Genomic DNA, 22,278 nt, shown 5'->3' with positions numbered 1-22,278 from the left:
CGTCCGGTTCTGGCTCCGCCCGCAATCCGCCTGACGCCCTCACGGTCACAGCCCCGGCAAAAGGCCCAACAACTTCCCCCCGCCCCCTCCCGAACCGGCCCTGGAATTGACGGCGTCGCCGGCGATCCTGACGCCCTCGGAGGGGACGGCGAAGACGGGGCCGATGGCGTCGATGGGGTTCAGGGCCCTGCCCAGGATGGGAGGTGTCCCGGGGGCAAGTCCTGGGAGCCTCAAGACGGTGTCGTCCGCCTGAGCGGGCGTGGCCAGCGCGATGCTTCCCAACGTAAGAGCGGCGCTTGCCGCAACAGCGGCGACGAACTGGCGAACAGTGCCCATGACACGCCTCCTGTAGATTGTGCGCTTGTCGCGCCAGACGGTGAACCGACCTGGAGCATTCCCGGCCATGGTCCGCGGTGCACCGGTAGTGCGCGGGCGCACAGGAGCCCTCTAGGGGCGCACCAGAATTAAGGGCGGTGCAGTCGTTGCGGTTGCCCGGCAGCGGCCGGCCGACGGCCAGTACGACCCGGGTCTCCGCCTTGATGAGGACCTGGAGGTTGGCGGAGTACCGGTAGTTCTTCGACGAGGCGGACACCGTCCAGTCCCGGGTGGGTACCAGCGTGCCGTCCACGATGAGGACCTGGTGGCGTCCGGGCTCCCGAACCAGAGTAACGAGACAAGCTTTGGGGAAGGGTTTCCGCCACAAGAACGGGCACCGCGTTTCCTACGACGTAATGCGCAGCCGTGAGGTTTCGGGCCGGCCTCGTGCACCCCGGGGAAGACGGTTCGGGTCGCCGAGTCCCGGGCGCGGGTGAGGAGGGTGGGCGGCCACTCGGGGACGCCGGGCGACCGCGCTGGACGCCCGCCGTCGAACGCGTGCCAGGTCCACGGGCCGTCGGAGCGCCAGGTCCGTTCCGCCGCGTCGCCACCTCGTCGCCCGGGCGCGGGAACCCGTACGGCCGGAACAGTGGGCTGACGGTGAGGGACGTGGGCCGCCGTCGCCCGGGCGGAGTTCGTAGCCCGGGCCGTCGGCGTGATCCGTGAGGGCCTCGGGGTGCGACGACCGGACGCGGGGCAGCACCGCGACGCCCAGGATCGGGCGCGGCAGCCGGCCGGTCCGGCGGGGGCGGGCCGTAGTGGGTGACGGCGGTGACGTGCGCCGCTGTGGGCCGTGGGCGGCCTAGCCGACGCGGCATGTGTCGGTCGCAGCGGGGGAGGAGCAGGCATTCCGGCGCTGGATCGGTCCGGAAGGGTTCCGGTACGCCGTCGGCCCGGGTTCCCGGCTCTACGCCGCCGCGGGCCACGACGCCGGGCGCCACTACGGCCACTCCCGAGCCGGTGTGAAGGGGCAGTCGGTCTCCAGTACCTGGTCCACTACGTCGCCCACCCGGAAGCCGCTTCGATCGGCATGGTGCGGCATCCTGCCCGGCGCGCCCCCGCGGCCCGTTCACCTCTCCGTTGTCGCGACGCCACCTCCCCGCCCCCGATTGTCGGTGGGGCATGGTTCGATGGGCGTATGATCGATGACTTTCTCGCAGGGGACCTGACCGACGTCGAGGAAGCGGTGCGCAAGGCCGCCGCTGCCGAGATCATGCCGCGCTTCCGGCAGCTCGCCGCACACGAGGTCGTCGAGAAGAAGGGGCCGCACGATCTGGTGACGGTCGCCGACCGGCTGGCCGAGGAGCACCTGGCGGCGTCGCTCACCGCGCTGCTGCCCGGGTCGCGGGTGGTCGGCGAGGAGGGTGTGCACGCTAATCCGGCCGCGCTGGACGCGCTGCACGGGGACGATCCGGTGTGGATCGTGGACCCGGTCGACGGCACCCGGCAGTTCGTCCACGGCGACCCCGGCTTCGCCACGCTCGTCTGTCTCGCGCACCGCGGTGAGCTGCTCGCCTCCTGGACGTACGCGCCCGCGCTGGACGAGATGGCCACCGCCCGCAAGGGTGGCGGTGCCTTCCTCGACGGGACGCCGCTGCGCCCCGGGCCCGCCGCGCCCGACGCCGAGCTGCGGGTGGCGATATCGCACTACGACTTCACCGACGACCACGAGAAGCGCGTCCTCGCGCGGCTCGACACGCCCGGCGTGGCGACGCGGCCGTGCGGCTCGGCGGGGCTGGAGTACCTGAACGTGGCGCGCGGGGCGGCCGACGCCGTCGCCTTCACGTGGCCCAATGCCTGGGACCACGCCGCCGGGCTGCTGCTGGTCGCCGAGGCGGGCGGGGCGAGTGCGACGGTGGCGGGCGTGCCGTTCCGGATCGGCGGGGGCAACACGATGCCGTTCTCCGCCGCGCGGGACGAGGGAACGCTCGCCCGTATTCTGGGGCTCCTGGCGGCCTGATCAAGGTCGCCGGGTGCGTCCGGTCGGTTCACGCGCTCACGAGGGGAGTCCGCCGGTGCCCACCATGCTCGACGCCGTCGTCGTAGGGGCCGGCCCCAACGGGCTGACGGCCGCCGTCGAACTGGCCCGCCGCGGCCTGTCCGTCGAGGTCTTCGAGGCGGCCGACGGCATCGGCGGCGGCGCCCGCACCGAGGAGCTGACCCTCCCCGGCTTCCGTCACGACCCGTGCTCCGCCGTGCACCCGCTCGGCATCGGCTCGCCCGCGTTCGAGGCCATGCCGCTGGCCCGGCACGGCCTGGAGTGGCTCCACCCCGGGCTGCCGATGGCGCACCCCTTCCCCGACGGGTCGGCCGCCGTCCTCTCCCGGCGGGTGGGCGAGACGGCCGCCTCCCTCGGGGAGCACGACGCGGGCGTGTACCGGCGGGCGGTCGAGCCCTTCCAAGGGAAGTGGGACGCTCTCGCCCGGGACTTCCTGCGCACCCAGTGGGACGGGCTGCCCGGCGACCCGGTGGGGTACGCCCGGTTCGGGCTGTCGGCGGGGCTGCCCGCGGCCGTCTACGTGCGCCGGTTCCGCGACGCCAAGGCGCGGGCGCTGTTCGCCGGGCTGGCCGCGCACGGGATCGCGCCGCTCACCGGCCTCGGCACGGCCGGCATGGCCCTGATCTTCGCCCTGGCCGCGCACGAACGCGGCTGGCCCGTGCCGCGCGGCGGGTCGCAGGCCATCGCCGACGCGCTGGCCTCGTACCTCCGCGAGTGCGGCGGCGCGATCCACACCGGCTTCGAGGTGCGGCGGCTCGACGAGCTGCCGCCCGCCCGCGCCTACGTCTTCGACACCTCGCCGACCGCCCTCGCCCGGATCGCGGGGCTCGGCGACGCCTACCGGGGGTTCCGCTACGGGCCCTCCGTCTTCAAGATCGACTACGCGCTGTCCGGGCCCGTGCCGTGGCGCGCCGAGGCCGCTCGCCGGGCCGGGACGGTGCACGTCGGCCCGACGTACGGGGAGATCCGCGAGGCGCTGAGCGCCGCCGTCCACGGGCGGGACCCCTCCGTCCCCTTCCTCATCACCGCCCAGCCCAGCATCGTCGATCCCAGCCGTGCGCCGGAGGGCAAGCACACGTTCTGGGTGTACGGGCATGTGCCCAACGGCTGGCGCGGCGACGCGACGGAGGTGATCGAGCGTCAGGTCGAGCGGTTCGCGCCCGGTTTCCGCGATCTGGTGCTGGCCCGGGCCGTCGCGGGGCCGCCGGCGCTCGCCGCTCGCAACGCCAACTACGTCGGCGGCGATATCGCTTGCGGTTCGGTGGCCGGATTGCGACTGCTCGTCCGGCCCAAGCTTGCCCGGGTGCCCTACGCGACCGCTCATCCCGCCGTTTTTCTCTGCTCGTCGGCGGTGCCGCCGGGGCCGGGCGTGCATGGGATGTCGGGGCATCACGCGGCTCGGGTGGTGTGGCGGAGGTTGCGGGGCGGGCGGGGCTGATGAGACCGCGCCGGACGGACGGGCGGACGGACCGGGTGACCCCGGTCGTGTGACCAGGTCCGCGCAGCCGGGCCGCGGGTCGCCCGGTGGAGCCATGGGCCGTCCGGTGGAGGGGCGACCGCGCCCGCCGGAAGCCGGTGGTCAGTGGGCGCGGGCGGTGCGCGCTCGGTCGCCGTACCTCGCCCGGTCGCCGTACCTCGCCGCCCCCTCCGGCTCGGTGGCCTGATCCGTCCGATCGCCCGGGAAGCGCGAGCGGCGTGTTGCCGCCAGTACGCCCCCGACCCGAGTGATCTCGGGGGCCCCGGGCAAGGCTGCGGCGGGTGGTGCCGCGTGCCCGCCGGTTGCCGGTGGGGCCGTGGAGCCGCCCGGGGGAGCCGCCGCCCGGCGCTCCCTCCGGGGCACGCGAGAGAGACGGTTCCGTGATGAGACGAGCACTCGTGGCGGGGACACTGGCGCTGGGGCTGGCCGCGGCCGTGCCGGTCCTGGCCGCCACCCCCGCTTCGGCCCTGGACGCCTTCGAGATCCGCAACGACCGCAGCGGCAAGTGCCTGACCGTGAACGGCGACAACGTCGAGATCCGCACCTGCGGCAACGGTTCGTCCCAGTGGTGGATGTGGGACGGCAAGAAGCTCCGCAGCCTCGCGAACATGCACTGCCTCGACGTCCGCAACGGCGGCATCAATGAGGCCGTCCAGGCCGTCGGGGACTGTCACGGCAACGCCAACCAGCGCTGGTTCTTCTGGAACCGCGAGCTCCACACCGATCTGAACGGGCAGATCGCCCAGGTCCAGCGGGCGGACGACACCTGGGACGGTGCGGGGATCAACATGCACGATCCCAATGGGGGGTCGTGGCAGCACTGGTACACCACACAGGTCTGACCACACAGGTCTGACCGCGACGGCATGACCACGAGGGCGTGATCACGAAGGTCCGCCCGCGCCGGGCGTGGTCGGACGGGCCGCCCCCGCTCTCACCCACAGGCCCGCCGGCCGGTCCCTCGCCCGGCCGGCGGCCCACCACCGTACGGCCGCCGTCAGGCCGCCGGCCGCAGGTGGGCGAGCAGGTCGGCGCGGAGCGCCTCCGGGGCGGTGCCGAGGGCCCGGAGCATCTTCACCGTCGACGGGTGGCCGAGGGCCAGGACGCCGAGGACGATGTGCTCGGTGCCGATCCAGTTCTCCTTGCGGGCGAGCGCCTCCCGCAGGGACTGTTCCAGGGCTTGCTTGGCCTCGACGGCGAACGTGACATGCGACCGGGCCCCCTTCGCGGAGCGGAACGGCCACCACCGGGACGCCGTCTCGTCGGTCTCGCCCGTCTCGCTCGCCCCGCCCTGCGCGCGGTCCAGCGCCCCCGGCCCGAAGGCCCGCTCCGCGCGGGCCCGTACGGCCGAGAGGTCGATGCCCAGCGCGCGCAGCGCCTCCGCGTCGTCCTCGTCCAGATCCCCCGTCGAACGGATCGCCTCCCGGCACGCCTCGGGGGTGATGCCGAGACGGAAGAGGGCGGCGCCGCCCAGGGACTGCGGGCGCCCGGCGACGGCGGCGAGCAGGTGCTCGGCGCCGATCCGGGAGTGGCGGAGGACGCGTGCCTCCTCCTGGGCGCCGGTCACCACGAGCCGGGCTTCCTTGGTGAACCTTTCGAACATCGTCGTCTACCTCCGGGCGTGCTTCTTGTGGACTGCCTGCCTGCTCACACCGAGTTGGGCGCCGATCTCCTCCCACGACCAGCCCAGCCTGCGGGCGTTGTCGACCTGGAGTGCCTCGAGTCGTTCGACCAGCCGCCGTAGCGCGGCGACGGCGCGCAGCCCCACGCGGGGGTCGGTGTCCATGGCGGCCTCGGTGGTGCCGACCGCGTCTTTCGCGTCTGTTCCGGCCATGTGTCAACCATGGATGACACGACCGCCCTCTGTCAACCATCATTGACACGCTCCGCGCGGTCGACGCCCATGTCGGATTTCCGCCAGCCCCGGGCGCCGCCGGCACCGATGCTTGACCGCATGCACACCGACTTCGACCGTTGCGTACGGGCCGCGCGGTCCAAGGACCCCCGCTTCGACGGCTGGTTCTTCACCGCCGTCCTCACCACCCGTATCTACTGCCGCCCCAGCTGCCCCGCGGTCCTGCCCAAGGACCGGAACATGAGCTTCTATCCGAGCGCCGCCGCCGCGCAGCAGGCCGGGTTCCGGGCCTGCAAGCGCTGCCGGCCCGACGCGAGCCCCGGCTCGCCGCGGTGGAACGAACGGGCCGACGTCGTCGCCCGCGCCATGCGCCTGATCGCCGACGGGACGGTCGACCGCGAGGGCGTACCCGGCCTCGCCGCCCGCCTCGGCTACAGCGCCCGCCAGATCGAACGCCAGCTCCTCGCCGAACTCGGCGCCGGACCGCTCGCCCTCGCCCGCGCCCAGCGCGCGCAGACCGCCCGCGTCCTCATCGAGACGAGCGAACTCCCCATGGCCGACGTCGCGTTCGCCGCCGGGTTCTCCTCGGTCCGCGCCTTCAACGAGACCGTGCGGGCCGTCTTCGCCCTGACCCCCACCGCGCTCCGGGCCCGCGCCGGACGCGGCCGGCAGGCCGCCGCGCCCGGCGCCCTCACCCTCCGCCTGCCGTTCCGGGCCCCCTTCACCCCCGACAACCTCTTCGGCCACCTCGCCGCCACCGCCGTCCCCGGCGTGGAGGAGTGGCGCGACGGCGCGTACCACCGCACCCTGCGCCTGCCGTACGGCCACGGCACCGTCAGCCTCCGCCCCCTGCCCGACCACATCGCCTGCCGCCTCGCCCTCTCCGACCAGCGCGACCTCGCCGGGGCCATCAGCCGCTGCCGGCGCCTGCTCGACCTGGACGCCGACCCGGAGGCCGTCGACGCGCTGCTGCGCACCGACCCGCACCTCGCGCCGCTGATCGACAAGGCGCCCGGGCGCAGGGTGCCACGCACGGTCGACGCCGAGGAACTCGCCCTGCGGGCCGTCCTCGGCCAGCAGGTCTCCACCGCCGCCGCCCGCACCCTGGCCGCCCGGCTGGTCACCGCCCACGGCACACCCGTCGAGACGTCCGCCCCTGCCACCGGGCAGACCCCGGGGCAGAGCCCAGGGCAGACTCCGGGCGGGCTCACCCACCTGTTCCCGTCCACCGAGGCCCTGGCCGCCCTCGACCCCGCGTCCCTCGCCATGCCGGCCGGCCGCCGCACCGCCTTCACCCGCCTCGTCGCCGCTCTCACCACCGGCGACCTCGACCTCGGCGTCGGCAGCGACCGGACCCGCGCCCGCGCCCGGCTCGCCGAGATACCCGGCATCGGCCCCTGGACCGCTGACATCGTCGCCATGCGCGGCCTCGGCGACCCCGACGCCTTCCTGCCGACGGACCTGGGCGTCCGCCGGGCGGCGGCCGCCCTCGGCCTGCCGTCCACCCCCGGCGCCCTCACCCGCCACGCGGCGGCCTGGCGGCCTTGGCGCGCCTACGCCGTCCAGTACCTGTGGTCCACGGACGACCACCCGGCGGCCCGGATGCCGGGGCCTCCGCGAGAGGGGCGCGTGTGACGGGGGTGGGGTGCTGGGGGTGTGCGCCCGGTGTGTGGCGTGCCCCGGTCCCGCCCTTCCACCGTTTCTTCCAGGGCTCCTCCCCGGACCCCGGCATCGCCGCTTCCGCGCCGCGGCGCCCGGTCCGGGCGGCGGGGCCGCCCACCGCGGCGGTCGGCCGCCCGCCGGAAGGGGACGCAGGGCCGAGAGCCCGGCATCCGGGCGGGCAAGCCCGCGTTTGCGACGCATCGGCTCCGCCGAGGGCCGCATCAGAACCGGATCCGCTGCCCTGCCGCGTCCCCGGCGGCGGGGCCTTCCGCCGAAGCCGTCGGCCGCCCGCCCGGAACGCGATGCGGGACCCGAGCCCCGCGCCCGGGCCGGTGGGGACGGCGGGGGGCGGGGACGGCTTCGACGGCGGCACGTCGGCTGTCTCCGCGGCCGGAGCGGACCAGGCACGGGCTCGACGAGCAGGCGGCCCTGACAGCGACGTGCCGCCGTCCCGCCCCCACCGTCGGCCGGAGCGCACCCACCGCGCGGCCTCCGGTGACGGCGGTCGGGCCCGGCGGCGTACCCTCCGGCAGTACAAGCCCCCGGCCGCCCACGGAGCGCCCTTACCACCACCCCACCCACCAACCGACTGTCCCCGACACCGAACGGAAGCGAACGGATCCCCTATGTCCGCCGTAGACACCGTCGCCGTACACACCGTCATCGACAGCCCCTACGGGCCCCTCACCCTGGTGGCCGCCGACGGCGCCACGCTCTCCGGGCTCTACGTCCTCGACCAGCGGCACCGGCCGGGGGACGAGGGGTTCGGGCACCCCGATCCCGCGCCGTTCGGCGAGGTCGCGCGCCAGATGGCGGCGTACTTCGAGGGAAAGCTCACCCGCTTCGACGTGCCGCTGGACCTGCGCGGGACCCCGTTCCAGCGCCGGGTCTGGGCCGGGCTCCTGGAGATCCCCTACGGGGAGACGATGTCCTACGGGGAGCTGGCGCGGCACATCGGTGCGCCCAACGCCTCCCGCGCGGTCGGACTGGCGAACGGGAAGAACCCCGTGTCGATCATCGTGCCCTGCCATCGCGTGATCGGCGCCGACGGCAGCCTCACCGGGTACGGCGGCGGGGTGGACCGGAAGCGGCGGCTGCTGGAGCTGGAGGGGGCGCTGCGGGCGGGGGCGGGGGACCGGCAGGACGCGCTGTTCTGAGATCGCGTCGTTCTGAGATTCCGCTGTTCTGAGCTTCCGCTGTACTCAGGCCGTGCGACGGCGGGGATCAGTGCGCCGGGAGCGGTATCAGGTCGTCGACGACGAAGTCCGGGCTCTCCGCCGGGTCGGGGTCCGGGCCGGCGTCCGCCCTGATCAGGCGGTCCAGGAAGGCGACGACGCCCGCCGTCCCGGTGGCGAAGTCGGCGCTCTCGCGGAGCGCCTGCTCCCCGGGGAAGCCCGTCCCCTCCGTGCTGTCCACGCGGAAGAGGAGGGCGCCTTCCGCCACCTTCCAGGCCGCTTCCCTGTACCGCGGGTCGCCGGTGAACCGCCATACGTCGAGCAGCGCGTTGCCCATCCCCGACAGCCCGTGGAAGAACTGCGGGAGGACGGCGTACTTGTGGTGGACGTTCTCGACGAGGGGACCCAGCCACCGTCGCAGTCCGTCGTCGGGCCGCACGGCCAGGTAGCGGATGAGCGTGGTGAGGACGCCTGCCGAGCCGAAGTCCCAGTAGCAGCGCGGCACGATGGCGGCGTCCGCTTCCGTCTCCAGGGGCACCATGGCCGGGAACCCCTCGAACTCCGCCCCGTGCCGGACCGCGTACGCCAGGTCGTGTTCGAGGGCGGAGCGGCCGAGCGCGAAGGCGCGTTCGTCGTGCGCCGCCTGGGAGAGGCAGAGCAGGAACAGCGCGATCCCGCTGCCTCCCGCCGCGTAACCCAGCGGAACGTTGCCCTCCGCGTCCGGCCAGTACGGGCCCCGGGGGCCGCGGACGCGGGTCTCGGCGAGCCGCTCTCCGGCCCGGACGGCGGCGTCGAGGAAGTCGTCGCCGTAGCCGTCGAGCCAGAACCGGAGGCAGGCGGTCCCGTAACCCGCCAGCCCGTGCAGCACGTCGGACGAGGCGTCGAGCAGGGGGTGGCGGCCGGCCTGCCGCAGGAGGCCGGCGGCGGCCTCCGGCCGGCCCAGCTCGCGCAGGACCCAGGCGATGCCGGCCTGCCCGAGGTAGAGGCCGGGCGGGTACGCGTCGTCGGTGACGCTCCGGTCGGTCATCCAGGCGGTCAGGCGGGGCGGGACCGCGCCCACGCCCCCCGCGCGGTGCAGCGTGTGCAGGACGCCCGCGGCACCGTAGGCGACGGACAGGGGGTTGGTCTCGAACACGGTGGGGTCCGCGGGGAACAGCCTGTCGTCGCGCTCCGGCGTGGCGGTGCGTTCCAGGTAGCGGAGGGCGGAGCTCCGGGTCTCCCGGGCGAGTTGGCGCGTGCCGCGTCGCGGTGGCCTCGGTGACGGGTGGGGTGCGGGGCGTACGGCCGCCGGGGCCGAGGCCGGAGCGGGGCCTCGAACCGGAGCCGGTGCCAAGCCGGATGCCGGGCCCGGGGCTTGAGCCGGAGCCGGGTCGGAGACTGCGGTCTGAGCCGACGCCAAACCCGAAGCCGAATCCGGAGCCGGGGCTCGGACCGGCGCCGTGACGGGTACGGTGGCCAACGCCGCGACGACGTCGTCGATGTCGGGTGCGCGCCCGGACCCCGGCTGTTCCATGAGTGTGTCCAGCAACTCGACGAAGGGGCCGGACAGCCCCAGCTCCGCGGTGAGGTCGGCGAGGAACCGGCGGCGCGACGGCGCGTACAGCTCGGTCATCGCGTTCGCCAGCACGACGCTTCCGAACACCATCGCGCCCAGTGCGTAGAGGTCGTTGGCCCGGTCCGCGCCCCCCGACCGCACCGTCTCCGGCAGTGCCATGCCCGGTGTGTGGAGGCCGACGGGCGGGTCGACGCCCTCCTCGACGGCGCATTCGAGGTCGATGACGCGGAGTCCGCCCGGCTCGGGGACGATGACGTTGCCGAAGGAGAGGTCTCCCAGCACGATGCCGCGGCCGTGGGCGGCCTTGACCGCCCGGGCCAGCCCCTCCCAGACCGGGCGGACGTCCGCGTAGTAGTCGTCCAGGGCGGCCCGGGTCAGGCCCGCCCGGTACAGCGGGTTCTTGCGAATGGTGTGACGTCCCAGGTGCTCGCCCGGCAGGTACTCCTCCACGAGGAAGGTGTGTCCGCCCTCCTCGAAGAGGCCGAGGGGGCGCACGAAGAACGCGCAGTCGGCGGAGAGGTCGCGCAGGATGCGGTACTCCTTCTCGAGCAGTCCGACGGCGTCGAGGCGGCCGGGTCCCACCTCGATGTGGGGTCTCGCCTCCTTCAGCACGACGGGCCGGCCGGTGGACCGGTCGTCGGCGAGGTAGACCCCGCCGCGGTTGGAGAAGTTGAGCGCCGACGTCACGCGGTAACGCCCGTCGTGGAGTGCCGGCGCCCCCTCGGCCGCCGTCGCCGGTTCGTCCGGGGCGAGCGGATCGGTCAGCCACTCCGGGAGCTGCCAGTAGGGGAGGCGGGCGTCGGGCACGTCCGCTCCCTGGTGGTCGGCGATGACGAACCGGCGGCTGCCGTCCGGCCGCAGCAGCGTCCGCGGGCTGAAGCCGCCGTACCGGTAGTACACGCACGAGGAATGCGGCCACCTCCGGTCGGAGAGGATGTAGGGGCCGTCGAATCCCCGCAGTTCGTCCGTCAGCAGGTGGCCGAGGCGGAGGAACGCCCGGTCGTCGGGCGGGTAGAAGGTCATGAACTTGCCGCTCGAACCGCGCGGCCACAGCTTGCCGTTGACCTCGGCCACCGTCCGCGCGTCCAGCAGGAACTTGAACGGTACGGCGGTGTCCAGCGCGCATCCGGCCGCGCGCTCCAGGCACGCGGTGGAGTCCTGCGAACGCACCGCCACATGGATCTTCCAGCCCTGCTCGGGTGCGGGCGCCGGGGCCGGCGCCGCGGCTCCGGACGGCGGCTCGGCGACGAACCACAGGCCGCTGCGGCGGAGCGCCCAGCCGGGAGGCGCGAGCTCCTCGAACACCTCGGTGTGGTCCGTGGCCGGCGTGTACGCGTCCGCGCTCTCGAACCACCTGGGGTGGTACCGCGCGTAGGCGTTGAGGAGTTCCCAGTCGTCCATGACGTTCGCCTCGTGCGGTCGTTTTGGGAGGAAGACTCGTCGACGGCAGTGCGCCACCCCGTACGGGACGGCCCCCGGAGGGACCGTCCCCGTGGGGGTGCTGTCACATCAGGGTGGGGTGGCCGCCGCCACAGCTGAGGTACTGACAGGAAGTGAGGCTGACGTAGCCCCTTGCCTCCGTGCCCTCAGTGGTCCCCGCCCCCGTGTGAGGACGGAGAACTCTCTGCAGCTCGAGGATCGCGGGCATCACCTGGTTGGCGAGGTCCCCCGCCGACTTTCCCGTCGCGGTGGGTTCGGTCATGTCGTTCACTCCTCGACATCTGACCGGTTTTCGGAGCGGTACCGAGCATGGTCGGTCCAGTGGCGCACGGCCCCTCCGACGGGGCCGGTGGCTCACCGGCTCCGGGCCGGGCGCTCGACAGGCGCGGTCCGCCGCGCGTACGCGGCGCCACTTCCAGCGTGCGCCGGGTACTCTGCGCTCGCAATCCCGGGCCGCGCCCCCGGCCGCGCTTCAGCCCCCCGGGCGCCGCCCCCGCCGCGTCAGCCCGCCGCGCTTCCCTCCCACCGCCGCAGCAGCGCCGGCAGCGCCGTCCCGATCGGCTCGCGGATCACTTCGTCCGCCCGTTCGTCGTACGGCGTCGGCTCCGCGTTGACGATGATCAGCCGGGCGCCGTGGTCGGCCGCCACCCCGGCGAGCGCCGCCGCCGGGTTGACCATCAGGCTCGTACCGACCGCCAGGAAGACGTCGCACGCCTTCGTCACCGTCAGGGCGTCGCCGAGCACGGCGGGGTCCAGCGGCTGCCCGAACATGACCGTCGCCGACTTCAGGATGCCGCCGCACGCCTCGCACGCCGGGTCCGGGTCGCCCGCCGCGACGCGTTCCAGCGCGGCTTCCATCGTCGACCGCGCGCCGCACTGCGTGCACACCACCGAGCGGGCGGAACCGTGCAGTTCGAGCACCTTACGGTCGGGCAGCCCGGCCGCCTGGTGGAGGCCGTCCACGTTCTGGGTGATGACCCGGACGGGGGTCCCCGAGCGTTCCAGTCGCACGATCGCCTCGTGGGCGGCGTTCGGGCGGGCCCGGAGGGTGGGGGCGTCGCGGCGCATCAGCCAGGAGCGGCGGCGGATCTCCGGGTCGTTCATGTAGAACCCGTAGGTGACGAGCTTCTCCGCCTCCGGGTCGCGGCGCCAGAGGCCCTTGGGGCCCCGGTAGTCGGGGATGCCCGAGTCCGTGGAGACGCCTGCGCCGGTGAGGATTGCCACCAGGGGGTTCTTCGCCATGCGGTGAGGGTACGCAGCGGCGGCGCGCCGGGCGAGCGGAAACTGCCGGGCGCGCCGCGCGCGCCCGTGGGGGCGCCGGCCCCTGTCCCTCCCCCAGAGGGGGCACCCCCCTTCACCGTTTCTTGCGGGGGCTGCGCCCCCGCACCCCCGAAAGCGGCTTCGCCGCTTGTCCTCAAACGCCGGACGGGCTGTCAGAGGACAGGCTGTCCATGAACGAGCTCACCGAGAACACCGCCCGCCCCGGCCCCGCCGGCCCGTACCCGGGCGGCGACGACAGGCCGAACTCGTCCATCGTCGCCCGATAGGTCTCCAGCAGCCGGATGTGGTACTCCAGCGGCGCGCCCTGCGGGTTGGCGCGGCCGAGCGGCGTCGTGGGCTCCGGGCACCAGGTGGTGAAGCGCGGGGTGATGCCGCGGGACATGAAGAACCGCAGCCCCTCCGCCGTCGAGTCGACGGCCTCGCCGACCGTCGTGAACCCGGCAGGCGCCGCCATCTCCACGCCCGCCACGAAGTTGGGGATGACGTTCCGCGGGCCGAAGACCTCGGCCGAGTCCAGGATGCGGCGGTGCCACTCGTCCCGGCCGACGTAGCGCTCCTTGCCCGGGCAGTACAGCTCGAACAGACGCCGGTCCCACACCTCGTAGTTGGGGTGGTAGATGCGGATCCCGTAGTCGTGGAACCGCTGGACGTCCGCCTTCGGCAGCGCCTGGGCGACGACCTTCCCCGTCCAGCGCCCGGGGAAGCGCTCCTCGATCGCCTGCGCGTAACGGCCGTAGAAATCCGCCTCGGTGAGCCCGTCCACCCGCGAGGTGATGGAACCGCCGGTGAGGGTGTACGCGCGTGACACGCCGGCCGTGTCGTGCCTGTCGATGACCGCCAGCGCCTCCAGCACCTCCTCCACCGACTTCACGCCCGTGTACGGGCGGCCGGCCGCCTTGTGCTGGCGCCAGTTGTGGTTGATGTCGCAGTACTGGCACTCCTCCTTGGCGCCGAAGTACTGGCAGACCCGGAACACCGTCAGGTAGATCAGGTAGCCCCACTGGATGGTCGGGGCGACCTCCATCACCGACTTGCCGTTGGCGAGCGTGTGCCGGTAGTAGTCCGGCATCGGCGGCAGGCCCACGTCCGCGATGTGCCGGCCGTCCAGCATCAGGCCGAGCGCCCCCTCCGGGGTGACCCCGACGCGGTACGGGGACTGGGGGTTGACCCGTACGGAGACGACGGTGCGCCGGAGCCCGTAGGGGCCGCCGGTCAGGACGATCTCCTCCGGCGGCCGGCGCAGGGCGGCGGCGCCGAGCTCCGGGAGGGTGCGGTGGTCGAAGGAGAAGATGAAGTAGGACTTCGGTTTGACGTCGCCGCCCTCCTCCCCGGTGAGCGCGGACTCGTCGAAGGCGATCCCGCCGCGCAGCAGGTCCTCCTTGATGACGGCTTCCCGCGGCACCCCGGGGAAGCGGCCCATCAGGTCCTCGACCTCTTCCGTACGGCTGCGTCCCATGACCGCTCCCTCTCCCCGTCCCTCGTGTCCCGCCTCGTCGTCCACCGGCCCCGCCCGACCGCACCTGCCCTGGCCGGGCCGGACCGGAAAACCGCCGCCCCGGCGCGGGCAACGACGCGCAACGGAGTGCGCCGGGGCGGCACTTGTGCCGCCCGGGACGGCATCGTGGCATCCCTCGGGATGCCCGACGCTGACCGGGCGCACCTCGCCGATGCTAGCGCGCGGGTACGGAGCGTCCGGGGCCTAGGTCGTTCGGCCGATACGACGGGTTACCGTCCGCTTCGTCACCCGCTCACGCGCCGGCCGGACCCGCCGTCCCCCGCCGAGGACCGCTCCCGTACGGGGTGGCGGCGCAGCCAGTCCAGCACCTGCTCCGCGTGCCGGTCCGGCGGGAACACCGGGTAGAAGACGTGCTCCACCAGCCCGTCCAGGACGATCAGCGTGAGCCGGGTGAACAGCCGCCGCCCGCCCGCCTCGAACGTCGGCAGCCGCAGCTCGTCCGCCAGCCGCAGCCCCGGGTCGGAGAGGACGGCGAACGGCAGTCGCAGCCGCTCGGCGACCTCCCGCTGGTAGGCGGTGTCCTGACCGGACAGGCCGTGGACCCGGGCCGCGCCGGCGGCCGTCAATTCCTGGTGGTGGTCGCGGAAACCGCAGGCTTCCGGGGTGCAGCCGCGGGCACCCGGGATGGTGTTCCAGCCCTCCGGGAGGTCGGTGCCGGGCCGCCCGGTGAGCGGGTACACATAGATCACGGACCGGCCGGGTCCCAGTGCGTCCAGGCGGACGGACCGGCCGTCCGTACCCGGGAGTTCGAGGGGCGGCAGAGCCTGGCCGGGCAGGGTGTCGCAGGCGCCGTCGTCCTCGGGGACGGGCAGGCCGGCGGGCAGGCGGGTGAAGTCGTGCATGGCATCTCCCTCGTTCGTGGCATGTCCGGGATGTTCCTGCGGGAGGGCGGGAGTGCCGCCGTCGCGGTGGGCGGCCTCGTGCAGCCGGGCGGCCAGCGCGGCCCTGCGCGCGGCGAGGGCGTCGATGCGCCGGGTCAGGTCGTCGATCGCCGCCCGGTAACCGGCCAGCGAGGCCGGGCAGTCGTCGGCGTGCGGGCGCCCGGCCGCCAGGCAGTCGAGGAAGGGGCGGGTGCGCTCGACGGGGATGCCGAGCCCGTTGAGGTCCTTGATCTCGCGGATGACCCGGACGTCGTGCTCGGCGTAGTCGCGGTAGCCGTTCGCCAGCCGGGCGGGGGTGACCAGCCCCAGTGCCTCGTAGTACCGCACCGCCTTGACCGTCACGCCGGCCCGCCGGGCGGCGTCGCCGATCCTCATGATCCCGTCCCCATGTCCCGCCTCCGCTCTCGTCCCCCGGAGGCTAGACCCTGCCCTCAGGGGCAGGGTCAACCCGTCACGACGACGGCCGTCCGCCGTCCCCTTCCCCCCGCTCCCGCGCGCTCTCCGCCACCCGCCGCAGCCGGGGGTGGCGGACCGGCCCCTGCTCGGTCATCGCCTCCCCGACCATCGTCCGCAGGGCGTCCCGCAGTCCGTGCAGCGCGTGGTGCCGGGCCGGGCCCGCGCCCGGGTCCGCGCGCAGCTCGGTCAGCAGCGACCAGCACAGGGCGAGCATCACCAGGACGAACGGCAGGGCGACGAGGATCGTCGCGGACTGCAGCGACTTCAGCCCGCCGGCCACCAGCAGCACCGCCGCCACGGCGGCCATCAGCACGCCCCACGTGACCACCAGCCAGTTCCGGGGGTGCAGGGCGCCGCGGCTGGTGAGGGAGCCCATCACCAGGGACGCGGAGTCGGCGCTGGTGATGAAGTACGTCATCACCAGCAGCATCGCGACCCACGAGACCAGAGTGGCGATCGGCAGCGTGTCGAGCAGGGCGAACAGCGACGCCTCCGCGCCCTGCGCGACGGTCCCGGCCATGTCGGCGGCGCCGGTCATGTCCAGGCGCAGGGCGCTGCCGCCCATGACGCAGAACCAGACGATCGTCGCGCCGCTGGGCACGAGCAGGACGCCGATCAGGAACTCGCGGATGGTCCGGCCGTGCGAGATCCGGGCGATGAACGTGCCGACGAACGGCGCCCAGGACAGCCACCACGCCCAGTAGAACACCGTCCAGGCGCCCAGCCAGGCGGAGTCGGTGAAGGCCCCGGTCCGGGTGGCGAGGGTGACCAGGTCGTGGAGGTATGAACCGGTGGCGGCGGGGACGGTGTTGAGGATGAAGACGGTGGGGCCGAGGAGGAAGACGAACAGCATCAGGCAGGCGGCCAGCGCGATGTTGAGCGTGCTCAGCCACTTGACGCCCTTGTGCAGGCCGGAGAAGGCGGACAGCACGAACGCGGCCGAGAGGGCGCCGATGACGACGAGTTCGACGGACGTCGAGTCCTTGATCCCGGTGGTGATGTTCAGCCCCTTGGCCACCTGGAGGGCGCCGAGGCCCAGGCTGGTGGCGGTGCCGAAGACCGTCGCGAACACGGCCAGCAGGTCGATGATCCGGCCCGGCCAGCCGTCCGCCCGCTCCTCGCCCAGCAGCGGGACGAAGACGGAGCTCAGCCGGTTGCCTCGGCCCTTGCGGAAGCCGGCGTAGGCGAGGGCGAGCCCGGCCATGCCGTAGATCGCCCAGGGGTGCAGCGTCCAGTGGAAGAACGAGTACTCCAGCGCGGTCCGCGCGGCGCCCGGCGAGTCCGGGGCGACGCCGCTGCCCGGCGGGGGCGAGACGAAGTGCTGGAGCGGTTCGCCGACGCCGTAGAACATCAGGCCGATGCCCATGCCGGCGCTGAACATCATCGCGATCCAGGCGAGGTTGCCGAACTCGGGCCGGTCGTCGTCCGCGCCGAGCCGGATCCGGCCGAAGCGGCTGAGCGCGATGACCACGCACAGCACGAGGAACACGTCGGCGGCGATGACGAACAGCCACGCGAAGTTCGACAGCACCCAGCCGAGGGCGGCGGTGGAGACCCGGTCGAAGGAGCGTTTGCCGAGCGCCGCCCAGGCGACCACCGCCAGGACGGCGACGGCGCCGACGGCGACCAGGGGCGGGTCCGGGCGGTCGTCCCGCGACGAGGGGGGCGAGGGGGACGCGTCGGTGGTCTCGGTGCTCATGACGCCCCACTATGGCCGGATTGGGAGCATTCCCCGGGCTGGCACGCCGCCCGGGGGGATGGGCACCGCCCCGGCCGCCCGGATAGGGTGCGCGGGCCCGGCGCGGCGCGGCACCGGACGACACCTGGAGACAGAGGGGCAGCGGATGACCGACGCACATGTGCTCATCGCCGCGGACAAGTTCAAGGGCTCGCTGACGGCCGTCGAGGTCGCCGCCCACCTCACGGCCGGGCTGCGCCGGGCGGCGCCCGGCCTGGACGTCACGGTGCTGCCCGTCGCCGACGGGGGCGACGGGACGGTGGACGCGGTGGTCGCCGCGGGGTTCACCCGGCACACGGCCCGGGTGACCGGACCGCTCGGCGAGCCCGTCGAGGCGGCGTGGGCCTTGAGCGGTTCCACGGCCGTGGTCGAGATGGCCGAGGCGTCCGGCCTCCGCCACGTACCGCCGGGGCGGCGGGCGCCCCTGACCGCCACCACGTACGGCACCGGCGAGCTGCTGCGGGCCGCCCTCGACGCGGGCGCCCGGCGGATCGTCCTCGGCGTGGGCGGCAGCGCCACGACCGACGGCGGGGCCGGCATGCTCGCCGCGCTGGGCGCGCGGTTCCTCGACGGGGCCGGGCGGGTCCTGGAGCCCGGGGGCGGGGCGCTCGCCGCTCTCGCGCGGGCGGACCTGTCCGGGCTGGACGGGCGGCTGGCGGGGACGGACGTCGTCCTCGCCTCCGACGTCGACAATCCGCTGACGGGTCCGTCGGGGGCGGCGGCGGTCTACGGCCCGCAGAAGGGTGCCTCTCCGGAGGATGTCGTCGTGCTGGACGCCGCTCTCGGGCGGCTTGCGCGCGCCCTGGACCCCGCCCTGGCCTCCGCCCCGGGGGCGGGCGCCGCCGGGGGACTGGGCTATGGCGCGCTCGTCGGGCTCGGGGCCGTCTTCCGGCCCGGAATCGAGGTGCTGCTCGACGTCGTCGGGTTCGAGGAGGCGCTGGCCCGTGCGGATGTGGTGATCACGGGGGAGGGGTCGCTGGACGCGCAGACGCTCTACGGCAAGGCGGTCCAAGGTGTCGCCACGGCGGCGCGGGCCCGGGGGGCGCGGGTGGTGGCCGTGTGCGGGCGGCTGGAGCTGGGGTGGGGGGATCTTGTGGTGCTCGGTGTCGGGCGGGCGTACGCGCTGTCCGATCTTGAGCCGGATGCGGCGCGGTCCATGGCGGAGGCAGGGCGGTTGCTGGAGCGGGTGGGGGAGCGGATCGCTCGCGAGGCGCTCGGCTGATCGCCGGGGGAGGGTGCCCCAGTCCCGCCCCTCCGCCGCTCGTCCTCAAGCGCCGGACGGGCTGATTTTCAGCCCGTCCGGCGCTTGAGGACAACCGCGCGGAGCGCGGTTTCGGGGGTGCGGGGGCGCAGCCCCCGCGAGAAACGGTGAAAGGGCGGGACAGGGGCACCCCCCGCGCCGAAGGCGCGAAAGAGGCCCCGGGCATTCGCCCGGGGCCTCATCCGAAAGCTCCGAAAACTACGGCAGCTGCGCTGCCCGCGCTTCCCGCCGATTGTCACGGAAGGTATTCACCCGCCGCGCCGTCGCGAAGAGCGGAATCACCGCCCCGAGCACGACCTGCAAAGCACATCCCGTCTGCAGCAGCAGCTCCCCGCCCGGCGCGTCGAACGCCCAAGCGGCCAGCAGCCCCATGCTGAGCACGATCCAGCTGAGCATGGCGACGGCCAGTCGCCCGCGCGGCTTCGGGTACTCGACGCGGCTCACCATGAGCCACGCGACACCCACGATCGCCAGCAGGGTCGGCACGAAGGGCAGCTCCAGCAGCACCACGGAGACGACCGTCAGCGCGCCGAACGGGCTCGGCATGCCCTGGAAGATCCCGTCCCGCATCGGTACGCACGAGAAGCGGGCGAGCCGTAGGACGACCGCCAGCAGGACCACCACCGCCGCGACGGCGGACACCTTCTGGTGGGCGCCCTGGGCGACGACGCCCCAGACGACCACGAAGTACGCGGGGGCGAGGCCGAAGCTGATCAGGTCGGAGAGGTTGTCCAGCTCCGCGCCCATCGCCGAGCTGCGCAGCTTCCGCGCCACCAGGCCGTCGAACAGGTCGAAGACGGAGGCGAGCAGCATCAGCATCACCGCGGTGGCGGCGTTGTTGCGCGCCATGCCGCCGTCCTCGTTGTTGGTGAGGTGCGGGATGAGGATGCCGGTGGTGGTGAAGTACACCGCCATGAAGCCGCAGATGGCGTTGCCCAGGGTGAGGGTGTCCGCTATCGACAGCCGCGTGGAGAGCGGCATGTCGTCGACGTCGTCCTCGGGCTCGGCCTCCGGGACCCAGGTCGCCTGTGTGTCGGGATCAATCACGGTCAAGGCGGGTCACTCCTGCTGTCGTGGCCTGTCCCACCTCGACGGCCGCCTCGACGCCCTCCGGCAGGTAGACGTCGACGCGCGAGCCGAAGCGGATCAGGCCGATGCGCTCGCCCTGCTCCACCTTGGTGCCCTGCGGCACGTAGGGGACGATGCGCCGGGCGACGGCGCCGGCGATCTGCACCATCTCGATGTCACCGATCTCGGTGTCGAAGTGCCAGACGACGCGCTCGTTGTTCTCGCTCTCCTTGTTGAAAGCCGGAACGAACCCGCCGGGGATGTGCTCGACCGACGTCACGGTGCCGGCCAGCGGCGCGCGGTTGACGTGGACGTTGAGCGGGCTCATGAAGATCGCGACGCGGGTGCGGCCGTCCTTCCAGGGCATGATGCTCTGCACCACGCCGTCGGCCGGGGAGATGACCCGGCCTTGGGCGATCTCGCGTTCCGGGTCGCGGAAGAACCACAGCATGCCGGCGGCCAGCGCGGTCGTCGGCACGGCGAGCGCGGCCCAGCGCCCGGAGCGGCGGGCGCGGGTGAGGCTGACCGCCGCCGTGGCGACGGTGGGGAGGAGCCACGGCGATGCTCCGCGCGCGAGGCGTACACCGAGGAGGCTGTCGCGTGGTGCAGAGGTAGAGCTGTGGGGCATGGGTGACCTTCGTAGCGGAGGGTGCCGCATAGCGATCGGGGGACGGCGGCTTTCCGGCGATGCTATCGGTTGCGACCGACAACTGGCTAAGCGCCAGGGCCAGTAGGTGGCCGGACATCGATGACAGAGTGTGATCTACTTCTCGACAAATCCTCTACGAAAGCCCCTCATTTCGGACAATTCCTGCTGCTTCACCCCTGAATTCGGTACTCCTCCAGGAGGCGCCGACCGATGATCATTTTCTGGATCTCGGCCGTTCCCTCCCCGATCAGGAGCATCGGGGCCTCCCGGTAGAGGCGCTCGATCTCGTACTCCTTGGAGAAGCCGTAGCCCCCGTGGATGCGGAAGGCGTCCTCCACGACCTCCTTGCAGTACTCGGAGGCGAGGTATTTGGCCATCCCGGCCTCCAGGTCGTTGCGCTGACCGGAGTCCTTGGTGCGGGCGGCTCTCACCATCATCGCATGGGCCGCTTCGACCTTTGTCCCCATTTCGGCCAACTTGAACTGAATGGCCTGGTGCTGGGCGATGGCTTTCCCGAACGTGTGACGCTGCTGCGCGTAGGCGACGCCCAGTTCGAACGCACGCTGTGCGACGCCGCAGCCACGGGCCGCGACGTTGACGCGGCCGACCTCGACGCCGTCCATCATCTGGTAGAAGCCGCGCCCGGTGGTCCCGCCGAGCACGCGGTCGGCCGGCACCCGCAGGCCGTCCATGATCAGCTCGGTGGTGTCGACGCCCTTGTAGCCCATCTTGTCGATCTTGCCGGGAATGGTGAGACCCGGCCTGACCTGCCCGAACCCGGGCTCCTTCTCGACGAGGAAGGTGGTCATCGACTTGTGCGGAGCCGAGCCTTCCGGCAGCCCCTCGTCCGTCCGGCACAACACCGCCACCAGCGTCGACGAGCCGCCGTTGGTCAGCCACATCTTCTGGCCGGTGAGGACGTACTCGTCCCCGTCCCGGACGCCCTTGGACGTGATGGCCGACACATCGGAGCCCAGCCCCGGCTCGGACATCGAGAACGCGCCCCGCACCTCGCCGGTGGCCATCCGCGGCAGGAAATACTCCCGCTGCTCCCGCGTCCCGTGCTGCTTGAGCATGTAGGCGACGATGAAGTGGGTGTTGATGATCCCCGACACGCTCATCCAGCCGCGGGCGATCTCCTCCACGCAGAGCGCGTATGTGAGAAGCGACTCACCGAGCCCGCCGTACTCCTCCGGGATCATCAGCCCGAACAGGCCGAGTTCCTTGAGGCCCTCGACTATGTCGGTCGGATATTCGTCGCGGTGCTCCAGATCCGTCGCGACCGGAATGATCTCCTTGTCGACGAAATCCCGGACCGTGGCGAGGATCTCCCGCTGGACGTCCGTCAGTCCCTCGGTCTGTGCGAGGCGGCCCATCTCACTTCTCCCGGACGATCGGCTCGGGGCGGCCGGGCTGCTCGCCGCCGCGCTCCTTGATGTACGTGGCGGTGGGCACCATCACCTTGCGCCGGAAGACGCAGACGACGGTGCCGTCCTGCTTGTACCCGCGGGTCTCGACGTACACGATCCCGCGGTCGTTCTTCGACTTCGACGGCGTCTTGTCCAGCACGGTCGTCTCGCCGTAAATGGTGTCGCCGTGGAACGTCGGTGCCACGTGCTTCAGTGACTCGACCTCGAGGTTGGCGATCGCCTTCCCCGACACGTCCGGCACCGACATCCCCAGCAGCAGCGAATAGACGTAATTGCCGACGACGACGTTCTTCCCGAAATCCGTCGTCCGCTCCGCATAGTTGCTGTCCATGTGCAACGGGTGATGATTCATCGTGAGCAGACAGAAGAGGTGGTCGTCGTATTCGGTGACCGTCTTCCCGGGCCAGTGCTTGTAGACGTCGCCGACGGTGAACTCTTCGTAGGTCCGGCCGAACTGCAT

General features: G+C 73.1%; 18 protein-coding genes and 1 pseudogene. 6 read left to right on the top strand and 13 right to left on the bottom strand.

All coding sequences use genetic code 11. From position 1 onward, the window contains the following. Positions 1 to 45: 45 nt before the first annotated feature. A complete protein-coding gene (locus tag ACH4PU_RS12345; RefSeq protein WP_398270917.1) occupies positions 46 to 336 on the bottom strand; it encodes a hypothetical protein in 291 nt (96 codons plus the stop codon). Positions 337 to 469: 133 nt separating this feature from the next. Continuing rightward, a pseudogene (locus ACH4PU_RS12340) lies at positions 470 to 637 on the bottom strand (IS5/IS1182 family transposase); the annotation flags it as partial. A gap of 876 nt (positions 638 to 1,513) precedes the next feature. On the opposite strand from ACH4PU_RS12340, the gene ACH4PU_RS12335 reads away from it, so the two are divergent. The 3 genes from ACH4PU_RS12335 (at position 1,514) to ACH4PU_RS12325 (ending at position 4,693) form a co-directional block, all read left to right on the top strand. Continuing rightward, entirely contained in the window at positions 1,514 to 2,335 is an 822-nt protein-coding gene (locus ACH4PU_RS12335; RefSeq protein WP_398270055.1) for an inositol monophosphatase family protein, read from the top strand. Between the two features lie 55 nt (positions 2,336 to 2,390). Continuing rightward, positions 2,391 to 3,812, top strand: a complete 1,422-nt coding sequence (locus tag ACH4PU_RS12330; protein ID WP_398270052.1) for a phytoene desaturase family protein — start codon at positions 2,391 to 2,393, stop codon at positions 3,810 to 3,812. A 422-nt stretch (positions 3,813 to 4,234) separates the two neighbouring features. Further along, positions 4,235 to 4,693, top strand: a complete 459-nt coding sequence (locus ACH4PU_RS12325; RefSeq protein WP_078587674.1) for an RICIN domain-containing protein — start codon at positions 4,235 to 4,237, stop codon at positions 4,691 to 4,693. Between the two features lie 155 nt (positions 4,694 to 4,848). Here the strand turns inward: ACH4PU_RS12325 and ACH4PU_RS12320 are convergent, their stop codons facing one another. Beyond that, positions 4,849 to 5,454 carry a Clp protease N-terminal domain-containing protein gene (locus tag ACH4PU_RS12320; protein WP_398270049.1) on the bottom strand — a complete coding sequence of 202 codons (606 nt, stop codon included), beginning with the start codon at positions 5,452 to 5,454 and terminating at the stop codon, positions 4,849 to 4,851. 6 nt (positions 5,455 to 5,460) lie between these two features. Then, on the bottom strand, positions 5,461 to 5,685 hold the full coding sequence (locus ACH4PU_RS12315; protein ID WP_004939468.1) for a hypothetical protein: 225 nt from the start codon (positions 5,683 to 5,685) through the stop codon (positions 5,461 to 5,463). Between the two features lie 120 nt (positions 5,686 to 5,805). Between ACH4PU_RS12315 and ACH4PU_RS12310 the strand changes: the two genes are divergently transcribed. Both ACH4PU_RS12310 and ACH4PU_RS12305 read left to right on the top strand, forming a co-directional pair. Continuing rightward, positions 5,806 to 7,341 (top strand): DNA-3-methyladenine glycosylase 2 family protein, encoded by a 1,536-nt coding sequence (locus ACH4PU_RS12310; RefSeq protein ID WP_398270046.1) that lies wholly within the window; start codon positions 5,806 to 5,808, stop codon positions 7,339 to 7,341. A 653-nt stretch (positions 7,342 to 7,994) separates the two neighbouring features. Beyond that, positions 7,995 to 8,525, top strand: a complete 531-nt coding sequence (locus ACH4PU_RS12305; RefSeq protein WP_398270043.1) for a methylated-DNA--[protein]-cysteine S-methyltransferase — start codon at positions 7,995 to 7,997, stop codon at positions 8,523 to 8,525. Between the two features lie 67 nt (positions 8,526 to 8,592). Here ACH4PU_RS12305 and lanKC read toward each other — a convergent pair whose 3' ends face one another. The 5 genes from lanKC to ACH4PU_RS12280 form a co-directional block, all read right to left on the bottom strand. Continuing rightward, positions 8,593 to 11,499 carry a class III lanthionine synthetase LanKC gene (gene lanKC, locus ACH4PU_RS12300; protein ID WP_398270040.1) on the bottom strand — a complete coding sequence of 969 codons (2,907 nt, stop codon included), beginning with the start codon at positions 11,497 to 11,499 and terminating at the stop codon, positions 8,593 to 8,595. A 540-nt stretch (positions 11,500 to 12,039) separates the two neighbouring features. Beyond that, entirely contained in the window at positions 12,040 to 12,780 is a 741-nt protein-coding gene (locus ACH4PU_RS12295) for an SIR2 family NAD-dependent protein deacylase (protein ID WP_398270037.1), read from the bottom strand. 172 nt (positions 12,781 to 12,952) lie between these two features. After that, positions 12,953 to 14,275: a radical SAM protein gene (locus ACH4PU_RS12290; RefSeq protein WP_398270034.1), complete on the bottom strand. Its 1,323-nt coding sequence runs from the start codon at positions 14,273 to 14,275 to the stop codon at positions 12,953 to 12,955. 284 nt (positions 14,276 to 14,559) lie between these two features. Beyond that, a complete protein-coding gene (locus ACH4PU_RS12285) occupies positions 14,560 to 15,591 on the bottom strand; it encodes a MerR family transcriptional regulator (protein WP_398270031.1) in 1,032 nt (343 codons plus the stop codon). Positions 15,592 to 15,667: 76 nt separating this feature from the next. Then, complete coding sequence (locus ACH4PU_RS12280; protein WP_398270028.1) at positions 15,668 to 17,371, bottom strand: BCCT family transporter; 1,704 nt, start codon at positions 17,369 to 17,371, stop codon at positions 15,668 to 15,670. A gap of 145 nt (positions 17,372 to 17,516) precedes the next feature. On the opposite strand from ACH4PU_RS12280, the gene ACH4PU_RS12275 reads away from it, so the two are divergent. Next, the gene (locus ACH4PU_RS12275) at positions 17,517 to 18,632 is read left to right on the top strand and encodes a glycerate kinase (RefSeq protein WP_398270025.1); all 1,116 of its coding nucleotides are present in this window, start codon (positions 17,517 to 17,519) and stop codon (positions 18,630 to 18,632) included. A 237-nt stretch (positions 18,633 to 18,869) separates the two neighbouring features. Here the strand turns inward: ACH4PU_RS12275 and pssA are convergent, their stop codons facing one another. The 4 genes from pssA to ACH4PU_RS12255 form a co-directional block, all read right to left on the bottom strand. After that, positions 18,870 to 19,724, bottom strand: coding sequence for a CDP-diacylglycerol--serine O-phosphatidyltransferase (pssA, locus tag ACH4PU_RS12270; RefSeq protein WP_398270022.1), 855 nt, complete (start codon positions 19,722 to 19,724; stop codon positions 18,870 to 18,872). Beyond that, the gene (locus tag ACH4PU_RS12265; RefSeq protein WP_185943551.1) at positions 19,711 to 20,367 is read right to left on the bottom strand and encodes a phosphatidylserine decarboxylase; all 657 of its coding nucleotides are present in this window, start codon (positions 20,365 to 20,367) and stop codon (positions 19,711 to 19,713) included. Before ACH4PU_RS12265 ends, pssA begins: the two co-directional genes overlap by 14 nt. A 191-nt stretch (positions 20,368 to 20,558) precedes the next feature. Further along, entirely contained in the window at positions 20,559 to 21,764 is a 1,206-nt protein-coding gene (locus tag ACH4PU_RS12260) for an acyl-CoA dehydrogenase family protein (protein ID WP_398270018.1), read from the bottom strand. Between the two features lies 1 nt (position 21,765). Further along, entirely contained in the window at positions 21,766 to 22,278 is a 513-nt protein-coding gene (locus ACH4PU_RS12255) for a MaoC family dehydratase (RefSeq protein ID WP_398270015.1), read from the bottom strand.

This window comes from Streptomyces sp. NPDC021100 (genome assembly GCF_044333095.1).
GTDB lineage: Bacteria > Actinomycetota > Actinomycetes > Streptomycetales > Streptomycetaceae > Streptomyces.
Note: the sequence above shows the minus strand (reverse complement) of the source record. Positions and strands in the feature narration are given on the sequence as shown.

Bases quoted from the DNA above. Each gene is read 5' to 3' on its own strand.
- ACH4PU_RS12345 (WP_398270917.1), bottom strand. From the start codon at position 336: ATGGGCACTGTTCGCCAGTTCGTCGCCGCTGTTGCGGCAAGCGCCGCT.
- ACH4PU_RS12335 (WP_398270055.1), top strand. From the start codon at position 1,514: ATGATCGATGACTTTCTCGCAGGGGACCTGACCGACGTCGAGGAAGCG.
- ACH4PU_RS12325 (WP_078587674.1), top strand. From the start codon at position 4,235: ATGAGACGAGCACTCGTGGCGGGGACACTGGCGCTGGGGCTGGCCGCG.
- ACH4PU_RS12320 (WP_398270049.1), bottom strand. From the start codon at position 5,454: ATGTTCGAAAGGTTCACCAAGGAAGCCCGGCTCGTGGTGACCGGCGCC.
- ACH4PU_RS12315 (WP_004939468.1), bottom strand. From the start codon at position 5,685: ATGGCCGGAACAGACGCGAAAGACGCGGTCGGCACCACCGAGGCCGCC.
- ACH4PU_RS12310 (WP_398270046.1), top strand. From the start codon at position 5,806: ATGCACACCGACTTCGACCGTTGCGTACGGGCCGCGCGGTCCAAGGAC.
- ACH4PU_RS12305 (WP_398270043.1), top strand. From the start codon at position 7,995: ATGTCCGCCGTAGACACCGTCGCCGTACACACCGTCATCGACAGCCCC.
- lanKC (WP_398270040.1), bottom strand. From the start codon at position 11,499: ATGGACGACTGGGAACTCCTCAACGCCTACGCGCGGTACCACCCCAGG.
- ACH4PU_RS12295 (WP_398270037.1), bottom strand. From the start codon at position 12,780: ATGGCGAAGAACCCCCTGGTGGCAATCCTCACCGGCGCAGGCGTCTCC.
- ACH4PU_RS12290 (WP_398270034.1), bottom strand. From the start codon at position 14,275: ATGGGACGCAGCCGTACGGAAGAGGTCGAGGACCTGATGGGCCGCTTC.
- ACH4PU_RS12285 (WP_398270031.1), bottom strand. From the start codon at position 15,591: ATGAGGATCGGCGACGCCGCCCGGCGGGCCGGCGTGACGGTCAAGGCG.
- ACH4PU_RS12280 (WP_398270028.1), bottom strand. From the start codon at position 17,371: ATGAGCACCGAGACCACCGACGCGTCCCCCTCGCCCCCCTCGTCGCGG.
- ACH4PU_RS12275 (WP_398270025.1), top strand. From the start codon at position 17,517: ATGACCGACGCACATGTGCTCATCGCCGCGGACAAGTTCAAGGGCTCG.
- ACH4PU_RS12265 (WP_185943551.1), bottom strand. From the start codon at position 20,367: ATGCCCCACAGCTCTACCTCTGCACCACGCGACAGCCTCCTCGGTGTA.
- ACH4PU_RS12260 (WP_398270018.1), bottom strand. From the start codon at position 21,764: ATGGGCCGCCTCGCACAGACCGAGGGACTGACGGACGTCCAGCGGGAG.
- ACH4PU_RS12255 (WP_398270015.1), bottom strand. From the start codon at position 22,278: ATGCAGTTCGGCCGGACCTACGAAGAGTTCACCGTCGGCGACGTCTAC.